The 13,310-nt window shown below is 68.3% G+C and carries 6 protein-coding genes; 3 read left to right on the plus strand and 3 right to left on the minus strand.

Annotation, left to right across the window (positions count from 1 at the left end):
• Positions 1-11 precede the first annotated feature (11 nt).
• From O7605_RS14615 to O7605_RS14625, 3 genes are all read left to right on the plus strand, one after another.
• Entirely contained in the window at positions 12-1,052 is a 1,041-nt protein-coding gene (locus tag O7605_RS14615; RefSeq protein ID WP_269739701.1) for a trypsin-like serine peptidase, read from the plus strand.
• A gap of 112 nt (positions 1,053-1,164) precedes the next feature.
• On the plus strand, positions 1,165-1,563 hold the full coding sequence (locus tag O7605_RS14620) for a carboxypeptidase-like regulatory domain-containing protein (protein ID WP_269739702.1): 399 nt from the start codon (positions 1,165-1,167) through the stop codon (positions 1,561-1,563).
• 229 nt (positions 1,564-1,792) lie between these two features.
• Entirely contained in the window at positions 1,793-5,722 is a 3,930-nt protein-coding gene (locus tag O7605_RS14625; protein WP_269739703.1) for a ThuA domain-containing protein, read from the plus strand.
• Between the two features lie 114 nt (positions 5,723-5,836).
• Here O7605_RS14625 and O7605_RS14630 read toward each other — a convergent pair whose 3' ends face one another.
• From O7605_RS14630 to O7605_RS14640, 3 genes are all read right to left on the minus strand, one after another.
• Positions 5,837-6,418 carry a hypothetical protein gene (locus O7605_RS14630; RefSeq protein ID WP_269739704.1) on the minus strand — a complete coding sequence of 194 codons (582 nt, stop codon included), beginning with the start codon at positions 6,416-6,418 and terminating at the stop codon, positions 5,837-5,839.
• Positions 6,419-6,551: 133 nt separating this feature from the next.
• Positions 6,552-6,830, minus strand: a complete 279-nt coding sequence (locus tag O7605_RS14635; RefSeq protein WP_269739705.1) for a hypothetical protein — start codon at positions 6,828-6,830, stop codon at positions 6,552-6,554.
• 30 nt (positions 6,831-6,860) lie between these two features.
• Entirely contained in the window at positions 6,861-13,103 is a 6,243-nt protein-coding gene (locus O7605_RS14640; RefSeq protein WP_332317126.1) for an RHS repeat-associated core domain-containing protein, read from the minus strand.
• Positions 13,104-13,310 lie beyond the last annotated feature (207 nt).

Raw genomic sequence — 13,310 nt, forward strand, 5'->3', positions numbered from 1 at the left:
GGAGGGCTCTCGTGACGTCCACACCATTCAGCAAAACCCGGCCGGGGGTCATTCTCGCGATCGGGATCACCGCCGTCCTGGCGTCGGCGCTCGCCGCCGCACCGGCCACGGCCGCGTCGACCACCGCCGCCCGCACCGACGTGCACGGCGCGGTCGCCGACTCGGGCGCCGTACCCGCCGCCGTCGCGCTACCCACGGTGCAGCGTGGCCTCGACGGCGTACGGGGTTCCGGCACCTCCGGATCGGTCGGCACCGGCAAGGCCGGGCCGGGAGGCAGCCGGTTCGACACCGGCGCTCGCCCCGTCGCCGCCGACGGCGACTCGATCGGCATCCAGAGCGTCATCGGCACCGACAACCGGGTCCGGGTCGACCCGACCACCGTCTTCCCGTCCAGCGCCATCGTCCAGATCGTCCGCACCACGAACGGCACCACCTGGGGCTGCACCGGCTGGCTCTACGGTCCGAGCATCATCGCCACCGCCGGGCACTGCGTGCACCCGGGCGGTGGTCAGAACGGCGGCGGTGGCAACAACTTCTACCCGCGCGGGGACTTCCAGATCATCCCGGGCCGCAACGGGACGTCGACGCCGTACGGCACCTGCACCGCCGCCCAACTGCTGTCGGTCACCGGCTGGACCCAGAACGGCGACGAGACGTACGACTACGGGGCCATCCGGCTGAGCTGCGCCGCCGGCAACAGCACCGGCTGGTTCGGCATGTGGTGGCAGAGCGCCTCGCTGACCGGCACCGCGACCACCGTCAGCGGTTATCCGTGCGACAAGACCTTCGGCCAGCAGTGGCGGCACGCCGGGCAGACCGTCGCGGTCACCCACGCCCGGCAGGTGTTCTACCAGAACGACACCTTCGGCTGCCAGAGCGGCAGCCCGGTCTACCAGACCCGGGCCGCCGGCAGCTCGTACTGCACCGGGCAGTGCGTGATGGCGATCCACGCGTACGGCCTGCACGGCTCCTCGCCGCACTCCACCAACAACCACGGCACCCGCATCACCGAGAGCGTCTTCAACAATCTGATCACCTGGCGTAACAGCTGACCCGAGTTGCCCCGTGCGGGTGGGTGGGCGTACTGCCGCCCACCCGCACGGAACCGACGGCATCCCGAGCACATCCCAGCTACTGTCCGTCATCACACGTGAGGGAGCAGTCATGAGCAGGACGCGTCTCGGGATGCTCGCCCTCCTGATCGCCGTGCCGTTGCTGATCGGGGCGAGCCTGCTGGCCTTCGGCGGCGACGAACCCGTCTCGGACGACGGGCCGCCCCCGCCGCCGGGCAGCACCAGCCCGACCGGAACCGTGACCGGCACCGTCACCACCCCGGCGGGCGAGCCGGTACGCCAAGCGTCCGTGCAGGTCACCGCCCTCGACGAGCCCGCGCCGGCGATCCCCGAGATCGGCGTCCTGACCGGGGACGCCGGCCGCTACGAGTGGCGGCTCCCGCCAGGCCGGTACGACATCACCGTGCGCACCGGCGATCGGCACAGCGGCCCGCAGACCGCGACGGTGACCGCCGATCAGGTCACCCGCCTCGACTTCACCCTCCCCTGAGCGGGCCCCGCAGACGAGATCTACCAGTCATCGCTGACCTGCCGAGATAACGCTCTCACGAATAACGCTGGAGTGCTTGACGCGCCCGTGACGCAGCCGTAACGATGTATGTACATGCCTCACGCTCGCACCGGCGACGGCGCGTTGAGCGGGCCGCGAGCATGCTCGGCTCCACCACCTCCACCCCGCCAGGCGTGATCGGCGCACGCCGTCCTCGAAGGGACCCACCGTGCGCAGATCTCTGAGATCGTGGCTCGGCGCCGTACTGAGCGCGATACTCGTGGCCGGCGGCATCGTCGCCGTACCACCCGCGGCCAGCGCCGCACCGTTCACCGTGCTGGTCTTCAGCAAGACCGCCGGATTCCGGCACGGATCCATCGTCCCCGGCATCGCCGCCATCCAGCAGCTCGGTGCGGCCAACGGGTTCACCGTCGAGACCACCGAGGACGCGGCCCAGTTCACCGACGCCAACCTGGACCGGTTCGCCGCGGTGATCTGGCTGTCCACCACCGGTGACGTACTCAACGCCAGCCAGCAGGCCGCGTTCGAGCGGTACATCCAGGGCGGTGGCGGGTACGTGGGCGTGCACGCCGCCGCCGACACCGAGTACGAGTGGTCCTGGTACGGCGGGCTGGTCGGGGCGTACTTCGCCTCGCATCCGGCCAACCAGACCGCGACCATCAAGGTCGCCGACCAGGTGCACCCGTCCACCGCCTCGCTGCCGCAGCGCTGGACCCGGTTGGACGAGTGGTACAACTACCGCACCAACCCCCGGGGCAGCGTGCACGTGCTCGCCACCCTCGACGAGAGCACCTACAGCGGCGGCGGCAACGGGTACGACCACCCGATCTCCTGGTGCCACAACTACTCCGGCGGCCGGGCCTGGTACACCGGCCTCGGGCACACCGACGAGTCGTACGCCGAGCCGAACTTCCGTACCCACCTGCTCGGCGGCATCATGAGCGCGGCCGGCGCGGCCGAGGCCGACTGCGGCGCCACCGTGACGAGCAATTTCCAGCAGGTCGAGCTGGCGAAGGGCGCGGCCGAGACGGGCGAGCCGATGAGCCTCACCGTGCTGCCGGACCGGGGCGTGTTCCACACCTCCCGCAACGGCGTCATCCGGCACACCGACGCGGCCGGCAACACCAAGGTCGCCGCCACGCTGCCGGTCTACACCGGCGACGAGGAGGGCCTGCAGGGCATCAAGGCCGACCCGAACTTCGCCACCAACCGCTGGGTGTACGTGTTCTACGCGCCACCGCTGGACACCCCCGGTGGCGGAGCGCCGGCCACCGGTACGCCGGCGGACTTCGCCCGGTGGGACGGCGTCAACCGGCTGTCCCGGTTCACCGCCAACCCGGACAACACCATCAACCTGGCCAGCGAGACGTTGATCCTGGACGTGCCGACCAGCCGGGGCATGTGCTGCCACGTCGGTGGCGACATGGACTTCGACGCGGCCGGCAACCTTTACCTGTCCACCGGCGACGACACCAACCCGTTCGAGTCGAGCGGCTTCACGCCGATCGACGAGCGGGCCGGCCGCAACCCGGCCTTCGACGCCCAACGCACCTCGGGCAACACCAACGACCTGCGCGGCAAGGTGCTGCGGATCAGGCCGAGCGCGGCCGGCGGGTACACCATCCCGGCCGGGAACATGTTCGCGCCGGGCACCGCGCGGACCCGCCCGGAAATCTACGCGATGGGCTTCCGCAACCCGTTCCGGATGAGCGTGGACAGGGAGACCGGCGTCGTCTACCTGGGCGACTACGGTCCGGACGCGGGCACCGCCGACCCGAACCGGGGTCCGGCGGGCAACGTGGAGTTCGCCCGGATCGACAAGCCCGGCTTCTACGGCTGGCCGTACTGCACCGCCCGCAACGACGCGTACAACGACTACACCTTCCCGTCCGGCCCGTCCGGCCCGAAGTTCGACTGCGCCAACGGGCCGGTGAACAACTCGCCAAACAACACCGGACTCACCCAGCTGCCGCCGGCCGTCCCGGCCTGGCTGCCGTACGGCGGATCCGGCTCCCCGCCGGAGTTCACCGGTGGTGGTCTGTCCCCGATGGGCGGCCCGGTGTACCGGTTCGACCCGGACAGCACCTCGGACGTGGCGTTTCCGGAGTACTACGACGGGACGTACTTCGCCGGCGAGTTCGGCCGCCGCTGGATCAAGAACATCAAGCTCGACCCGGCCGGCCAGCCGTTGAAGATCAACCCGTTCCCGTGGACCGGCACCCAGGTCATGGACATGGAGTTCGGCCCGGACGGCGCGCTCTACGTGCTCGACTACGGCACCGGCTGGTTCAACGGCGACGCCAACTCGGCCCTCTACCGGATCGAGTACGCCCGCGAGGGCAGAGCCCCACGTGCGGTCGTCTCGGCCACCCCGACCAGCGGCGTCGCACCGCTTACCGTACGGTTCTCGTCGGCCGGCACGCTCGACCCGGACGGCGACCCGTTCACCTACGCCTGGGACTTCGACCGCAACGGCACCACCGACTCGACCGCGGCGAACCCGACGTTCACCTACACCGCCAACGGCACCTTCACGCCGACCCTGACCGTTCGGGACAGCACCGGCAAGGTCGGTACCGCGAGCACCGTCATCACGGTCGGCAACAGCGCGCCGGTGGTCACCGTGAACACGCCGTTGCACGGGTCCACGTTCACCTTCGGCGACGCCGTACCGTTCAGCGTCACGGTCACCGACGCGCAGGACGGCCCGATCGACTGCGCCCGGGTGAAGGTGAACTACGTCCTCGGCCACGACTCACACGGCCACCAGATCAGCAGCGTGCAGGGCTGTTCCGGGGTCATCCAGACCTCGGTCGACGGCGAGCACGACACCGCGGCGAACATCTTCGGCATCATCGACGCCGAGTACACCGACCTCGGTGGCGCCGGCCAGCCCCCGCTCACCACGCACACCCAGGCCGTCCTCCAGCCCCGGGTGCGCCAGGCCGAGCACTTCGGTGACTCGTCCGGCATCCAGGTCGTCACTCCCGGCAGCGCGCACGGCGGCGCGGCGATCGGGTACGTCGACAACAACGACTGGATCTCGTTCCACCCGTACAACCTGACCGGCATCCAGTCGTTCAGCGCCCGGGTCGGCGCCCCGGCGGGCGGCGGTGGCACCCTCGAACTGCGGGTCGACTCCCCCACCGGACCGCTGGTCGGCCAGGCGACGGTGGTGCCGACCGGCGGGTACGCCACATTCGCCACGGTCACCGGCGCGATCACCGCACCGACCGGTACCCGCACCCTGTACCTGGTCTTCAAGGGCACCGGACCGTACTTCGACATCGACGAGTTCACCCTCTCGACCGGCCCCGGCGGCGGCCCCGGACCCGGCCCGGAACCGGGCACCAACCTGGCCCGGGGCAAGCCGGCCCGCGCCTCCAGCGTGCAGGACGCCTTCGTCGCCGCCAACGCGTTCGACGGCGCCCTCGGCACCAGGTGGGCCAGCGCGTTCAGCGACCCACAGTGGATCGACGTGGACCTCGGTGCCAGCTACGCCATCAACCGGGTCAAGCTGACCTGGGAGACGGCGTACGGCAGCGGGTACCAGATCCAGACCTCGCCGGACGGGGTCAACTTCACCACCATCCGTACCGTGACCGGCGGCGACGGTGGCGTGGACGACCTCACCGGGCTGACCGGCTCCGGCCGGTACGTGCGGCTCACCGGCACCACCCGGGGCACCGGCTGGGGCTACTCCCTGTTCGAGTTCGAGGTGTACGGCGGCACCAGCGGGCCACAGCCGGGCACCAACCTGCTGTTGAACAAGCCGACGCTGACGTCCAGCAGCGAGGGAGCCGGCATGTCCGGCGCCCAGGCGGTGGACGGCAGCCTCACCACCCGCTGGTCGTCGGCGTTCTCCGATCCGCAGTGGATCCGGGTCGACCTCGGCAGCCCGACCGCCATCGGCCGGGTCAAGCTGAGCTGGGAGGCGGCGTACAGCAGTTCGTACCGCATCCAGACCTCGAACGACGGCACCACCTGGGTCGACGTGAAGACCGTGACCGGGGCCGACGGCGGGGTGGACGAGCACACCGCGCTCGGTGCCAACGGCCGCTACCTGCGGATCTACGGCACCGCCCGGGGTACCGCGTGGGGTCACTCGCTCTGGGAACTGGAGGCGTACGCCAGCTGAATCGCACCACCACCGACGTGGCCGGCACGGGCAACCCGTGCCGGCCATGTCATGTCAGTCCCTGACGAGGCACTACCCTTCGCCGCCGAGGCTCTTCGGAAGCGGGAACTGCCGTTACGTTCCAGCCCCGGGATAGAGGGCAGGAGCAAAACAGCTGGCGAAGATCAGTGCGAGCACCCAGTCGAGGTTCGACGGCAGACACAACCGGACCAGAAAGCCCGGCCGCCGCCGGACCGGCCGCGGATCACGACGGCGGGGAGGCCCGAGGCGGCGATCCAGGTCCGGTCTGAAGTACTGCGACAGCGAGCACTTGAGGGCACTCACCAGAAACATTCCCAGCGCAAACATGCTGACCGTCACGGCGACCGTCATGACTGCCTCGTGCCCGGGATTGCTGGCGGTGGGATCCGAGCGCAGCAGCGACGCGACGATGTACACCGCCAGCGGGACCATGCTCAGCCCGAACCACGCCTGGAAGCGGAAGAGGTTCGCCATCTCGGCGTCCCCACCGGAGGGCGGCCAGTCCCGGGCATGGCCGCGCACCTCCGCCACCGTCCAGACAAACCGCTTGTCCCGATTGGCCAGATGCACCAGCAGCGGCGCGACCAGGACGACGAGCGGCCGTCCCAGATCCCGCAACTGCCGGCGCGCCGGCCCACGCTCGTGCGTGAGATCGTCATCCATCAGCACAGCCACCAGCCACCAGCACCGGGCACCGGATATTCGGGCTACGCACACCGTCCCTGAACTGCAAGATCAGGATGGAAAAGACTCAGTCGAGTAATCGATCCGGCCCCTCAATTCGGCATTCCAGCCCTTGAGATTAACCCTACAACGGAAAATCGTTCTTCCAGGGCGCATCCAACTGCTCCGGGTCTACGCCAGCTTCCAATACTGCCGCGTCCACCTCGCCGATTTCATCGACAACCTTCAGATAAGGTGTACTCATATCCTCTTCAAAGAAGCATACGTCATCATCGACCAACTGCTTCGGTACCTCAATCGCCGCAACTCTGAACCTGCCATCCGGCAGAGGCAGCACCCAGACCCACGAATAGCAATCGCCAGAGGAGCTCGACCTTCTGGCCGAGACGAGCGCCTTGGTCATGAGTAGCCGATTCTTGGCCTGAGTCCTCATTCAACCACCCCAGAATATTCGAACGATTGGGCCCTCAAATGTGTGGACCTGCAGATGTGGCAACGCTCCGTCAGCGTTTCCTGGACCGTGCCCGACCACCCTGCCGTCAGCACCAATAGTGTCATCCCAGTGATAGGTGCCAACCTTCGATCCAAAGTACTGTTTGGTCCCGACTCCGTCAAAGCCGGTAGCGTTCCGGTACCCTTGCCCAAGATACATGCCGAGCAGCAACTCCTCGGCCTCGGCGCGCGATCGAACCGTGATGCTTGTGCTACCCATCTCAATAGACCTGGCAGCACTGCTGACACTGCCATTCGACCAAGGAATGCGCGTGGCCGGTGCCCTACCCCCGGTAGCGGCCGAGAACACCGCCGCCAAGGCCACGGCCTGGGTATCCTCGCAGTCGTCCACGCACTGCCCGGCGATGCCGGCGATCGCTCCGGCGGCGAGCATGCAGGTCACGCCGGCCGTCTCCGCGCAGAGAACGGCACCGACGATGGCCACGACGGTGGTTACCACCATCTGGTCCAGGGCTTCCCAGTAGTCCTTGAAGGTGGGCGCCCCGAACAAAGCGCGCTTGATGCGGAGCATGATGGCGTTGTATGCGTTTGATCCGGGAATGTTCCAGGTATCGGGGTTTTGGTCGATGACCATTCTGATGTAGCTGTCAAGTTGCCGCTTCTTCTCCGCAGGGATGGTCGGTATGTTGGCCGTCGGGTTTTGCCCGCTTCCATTGCCGCCGGTGGCCTGTCCAGCGCTCGTGTTCTGGCCGCCACCGCCCTTCGTCTCACAGCGCCGCTGGGCGGACCCGGTGTAGTTGTAACACTCGTCGCGAGGCGGCGTTGAGCCTCCGCTACCGCCACCAGAGCAGGTGTACGAACCTTCGCAGACGATCAGCCCGCTGGGGTCGCTCATGGTCACCGGAGTGCTGTTGCTGTAGACGTACCCGTTCCAGGACTGAGGGTCCTTGTGGTTGAAGATCGGGTCGACGGAGACAAACCGGCCGGTGGTCGGGTCGTACTCGCGGGCGCCGAGATGGGTCAGTCCGGTGTTGTCGATGGTGCCGCCGACGAAACCCTTGTCGTTGGCCCACGTCGGGTTGCCGCCTCGGGGGTTGCCGTAGGGGTCCTGCCGCCGCACCGTGGCATTCTGGGCGGCCGTGGCGCTGATCGACACGTTCGCCGTGCCTTGATGGTCGGAGGCGAGCCAGGTCAGACCGGTCGCCGTTCGCGAGGCGACGAGAGATCCACCGTACGTGTAGTAGCGGGTGCAGGTGGTTGTCCCGGTGGTGTTGTTGTAGCGCAGTTCCTGTCCGGGCAGGTACAGGGTCTTGCCGGCCGGGTCGCGGCGAATGAGCCGGTTGCCGTCCGCGTCGTAGATGTAGGTGGTGGTCCCGGTCGAGTCGGTGCTGGTTTCCAGCTTTCCCTCGGGGTCCCAGGTGAGCACCTGCGATCCGGTGCCGCTGGGGCAGGTGTTCGTGGTCGTTCCCGCCGGTCGGCAGATCGTGTTGCCCGATTCGTCGTACCGGTAGTTCTGGGTCACCGAACCGGTCGTGGTGCGCGACAGTGTGTGTGGCTGCGCTGCCTGGGCGGCTGGATAGTCGTAGTTCGTGGTGGTGTTGCCGGCACTGGTGTGCACGACCTGGGTTTTGCGGTTACCCACCCGGTCGAATGACCAGGAGTGCCAGTAGGGCGCCGGGCCGCCGAGGGCGGTGGCCGACGGTGTCGCGGCGCAGTCGCCGTTGCTCGGGGTCCAGGCGTCGGTGAGCCTGCGCAGATAGTCGTACGTGAAGCACTGGGTGTCGTCGACCGGATTTGGCGCGGTGTCCACCGTCTTGATGATGTTGCCGGCGTCGTCGTACGTGTAACGGACGTCGGAGAGCGTGTTGGGCGCGACGGTGTCCCGGTCGACTCGGACGCCGGTGAGTCGACCGGTCTCCAGCTCTCGCGTGAACCGCTGCCACACCCGGCCGCCGGCGGTGTCGTCCGTGTCGAGGGTGAGCTGGTCGAGCTCGCCGAGAGCGTTGTACGTCGTGCCCACCACGTAGGACAGATTGGTCGTGCCGTACAGCGAGCTCATCGTGAGTGCCTGGCCGAGCGCGTCGTAGGTGTAGGTGAGCGTCTCGGCCGGCAGGTCGCCGCCGGTGGACGGCAGGCTCGCCGAGGCCAGGCTTCCATCGACGTTGTACGTGTTGAAGTAGTTGTAGGTGCCGGCCAGATTGGTCTCCGAGGCGGGGATCACCACCTGCGTCCCGGTCGGCTGGTACTGGTCCGTGTAGCCGGTGATTCTCGTCTGGTAGGAGGCACCGCCGACAAATCGGGTCGACTGCGACAGCCGGCCCTTCGCGATCGTGTCGTAGATCCATTGGGCGCGCATCGTGCCGCCGACAGCGTTGTCGTACGTCGCCCGCTTGCGGCCCAGCGGATCGTAGAGGTACGCCAACTTCTTGCCGCGGGCGTCGGTGGATGAGGTGAGTCGGTCGCCGGCATCGTAGGTGAGGGTGGTGACGCCGGTGTCCGGGTCGGTGGTCTTCGTCCGGCGCCCCTGCAGGTCGTACTCGTAGAGCCACTGGTTGCCCATGGCGTCCGTGACCCGGGTGAGTTGCGCCTTCCGGTTGTAGGTGTAGGAGGTGGTGTCCCAGGAACCGGCCGTGCCTGGCGTCGGGCTGGCACCGTGGTACTGACGTACGGCGATGGTGCGGTCTCGGGCGTCGGTGAGCGTGGAGGTCGCGGTGCCGCCGGCCGGTGGGGTCATGTCGGTACGGTCACCGGCGTAGTAGATGGACGTCCGCCAGCGTTCCGCGTCGTAGGGCTGGAAGATGGAGGCGGTTGGACGTCCGGCGCCGTCGAAGACGGTCCGGGTCTGGGTCGGCACGAAGGCCCGCTCGGTGGCGGTCACCAGCGTCGTACCGGGAGAACCGGTCGCGTGATAGCTGCCGAACGTCGTCGCTTCGCGGCCGGCCGTGTCGTAAAAGGTGTCGGTGAGTAGGCGACCGCCCGAGGGTGAGGGCGACTGGGTCTGTCGGACCCGCAGTAGTCCGTCGTAGAGGGCGTAGATCGTGTTGTAGGCGCCGGCTGCGTTGAGCCGGGAGGTGGAGACCACGGTGGCGGCGTTGTTGCGAATCAGGTAGCTGAAGGTGGCGCTGGCCGACTGGGTCGCCTTGTCCCGGCCTGGTAGCCACACTGCGGTCAGCCGGCCGAGACCGTCGTAGGTGAGGTCAGTGCGCTTGCCGTTGGGGTCGACGATCGAGGAGTTGCTGCCCCATGCCGGGTTCACCGTGGTCGTGGCGACGTGCAGCAACGGGTTGGTGACCGTGGTGGCGGTCACCGGTCCGCCGGTGGCGGGGGTGTACGCGGTGGTGGTCTTGGCGTTCAGTGCGTCCCACGACCCGGTGACCCGGCCGTTCGCGTCGTACGCCCCCTGGGAGACGGTGGCGAAGGTGGGCGTCCCCGCGTTCCAGGCCGTCATCTTCTCGGTCTTCGTGACCAGGCCACGGGTGGGCGCGGTCCCGAAGGTCGCGCCGTCGAAGCTGGTCCGCTCGTCCGACACCACGTCCGCCTCGGTCAAGGTGCCGGTCGTGGCCGAGCACTGCACGGCGTACGTCTGGGTACGGTGCGCCTTGTCCATCAGCCACAGCGTCGTGTTGCGCGGGGCGTAGGTGATCTTCTGGCACTGCTCGTCGCCGCTGACCCCGTCCTGGCCGAGGTCGTCGATCTGGACGGCCATCCCGAGGGAGTCGTAGGTGGTGGTGGTTCTGGTGACCCGCTCGCCGCGCCCCGCATCCAAACTGGTGTACTTGCGGGTGGTGGCGACCCGGGCGAACCGGGCGGTCACCGTGTCGCCGTTGATGGTGCGCGTTGCGGTCGCGGCGGATCCCCACGGATCACTGGTCTCGCGGCTCACTACGGCCCCACCCGGCCCGTTGAACGTCTTGACCTCGCGGGTCATGCCGGCGAACCAGTCCGCGTCGGTGATCCCGTCGATGGTGACCGATCTGGTGCCACCAGACGGCGCGGCCCGGTCGCCGTCCATGCCCCGGAAGTAGCGGGTCTCGGTGTAGGTCCGCTCCCCCGCGTCGCCCGTGGTGACGGCGACCCGGCCATAGCCCCGGAAGCTCGACCAGGTTTTGTACTTCTTCTCGATCAGGCCGTCGTCGTCGCTGTAGTGCCACGCCGCACCGTCGAGGTAGCTGTACGTGTGGACCACCCGGGGGCTGCCTTGAGGCGGGGCACCGCCGGTGTTGTCCTGCTCGTAGATGGTGGTTACCACGTACTTGTGGAACCAGTCGGTCACCGGGTTGGTGTAGCCCTCCGGGGTCCACACCGACGGGTAACAGCGTTTCGTGTTCGTGTGCGGCGTCGGCGTCTGGCCGGCGACACAATCCGGGCTGGAGTAGGTGACGTTGATGGTGCCGCCGGTCTCTGTTCGGATTCTGGCGATCCGCCACCAGTTCATCGCCGCCGCGAAGTCGATCGTGTCCACCCGGTTGGCCAACTGCACCCCGGTGAACTCGATGTCCGGCACGGTCGTGGTCGTGCCGACCAGTCCGACGTGGGAGATCTTCGACAACCACAGGCCGGCGCGGGTGCCGTCACCCGGGTCGGGGAACGTGTGGGTCAGCGTCCAACGCTCGACGTCCGCATACGAACTACCGGAGCGGATCTGAGTGGTCACCGTCGCCAGTCGTTTCGTTGTCCAGAAGGTGGGCGCGAACACGGTGCCGCAGTTGGAACCCGTGCACTGCTGGTCCCACGGCGTGTCCGGCCAGCGCACCGCGTTGTGAGTGGTGCAGTCGGACAGACAGCGGTCCGCCACCCCGAAGACCACCTGTGCCGGCGCCGGGGAGTTCAACACCGACTCCACCCCACCGTCGCGTCGGGTGCCGTACGAGATGCGGGTCAGGTAGCCGGCACGGTCGTAGGACGTGGCATCACTGGCAGTCAGGTTACGGCCGTACTTGTTGGTCTCCTTCGTGTACCAGTACGAGGCGGAGTTGCCGTGCACGTCCACCACGTAGTCGAGGTTCCACCGCCACGCCTGGACACAGTCGGAGTTCGCGAAGGCGCTGGCATGGCAAGGCTCGCCGGGCTCGTTGCCGAACACCGGCGCGGTGAGCGTGGAATTCGTGACCGGGTCGCCGGAGGCCCATCCGGGCAGCCGGTTGACACCGAACCAGTACTGGGTGCCGTCCGTGGTGGTCACCACCCAGTATTCGCCGTTGTTGTCGCCGTTGCTGGCCCCCGTCTTGCGCTCGATTCGGGAACCGTCGTCGGAACGCAGGTGCCAGCGCGCCTCGGTGGCGTTGTACAGCAACTCGCCCGAATGGCCAGCAAGGGAAAGCGTCGCGTTGTCCGTCTCCCAGCACAGGTCGCTGGTCTTTTGGGTGTTGTTGGCCGAACCATCCATGTCCTGGCCGCAGCTGACGTACCGCCGTTCGATGAATCCGCCCGGGTTCGCCTCGAAACCCTCGCCCACCCACGACGGTTGGTTGTTGCTCGCAGCCTGCCGGCCGTCCACGGACTGCGACGAGTACGACAGGGCCAGGCTCGGTGCTGGTCCACCGAGCGACGGAGGCACCCGCATCGGGTACGACCAGTTGAACGAGCCGGAGTTGCCCCCGGCGGTCCAGGTCGACGAGGGCTGAAGCGAGGTGGCCTTGTAGTCGCCCGCCGCGCTGGAATCGGCGGCCATCACCGCAACCAGGCTGTTGTCCCCGGACAAAGGCACGTCCGCCGAGACGGTGCTCATCCTGAGGTCATTGGTCGACCGCAGCGGCGTGCCAACGCACGACTTCGCGCCCGGTTTGGTAAGCGCACACGCGGGCAGCGACACCAGGCGTAGCCGGCCGGCCCAGTCCGCGCCGTAGGCGGTGGCGAACTTCCCATAGTCCACCGTCAGCCGGGCGCTGCCCGCGCTCGCGGAACCATCGCTGCGGCCGACGCGGAGCAGGACACCGCGAACGCCGCCCTGTTCCGTTGTCGCCCGGTCCAGCACCTCCACCCGGACCCGGGACGGGGCGTTGGCGGGCGCGAGCTCTCGCCCGGCGGCAGAGATCGCGCCCCTGCCCGCCGCCTCGACCCGCACGGGGAGGACACCCGCCTTGCTCTGCCGAACGGCCCCACCGGCGGCGAGAGTCACCTCGGCGACCCCGGCGGCCGGCCAGACCGGCGCTGGCTGACCGGCCGCGTCGGGCATCACGGCCGGCGCCTTCTCGATGCCCGGCGTCACCGGGGACACCGGCACCGTCGGAATCTTCTCCGATGCGGGGGGCTGGTACGACTCCTTTCCGGCGGCAGGAGCCGGCACACCTGCCAGGCCGGTGGCCATGACCACCGCGGTGACCGCGGCTGTGCCAAGTCGAAATCGACTGCCGGCCGGGCGTGGCAGGCTGGGCGAACGGACTGCGTCCATCATGTGCTCCCCCGATAGTTCCTTGCTCACCGAGATCGA

Source organism: Verrucosispora sp. WMMA2121, from assembly GCF_027460185.1.
GTDB lineage: Bacteria > Actinomycetota > Actinomycetes > Mycobacteriales > Micromonosporaceae > Micromonospora > Micromonospora palythoicola.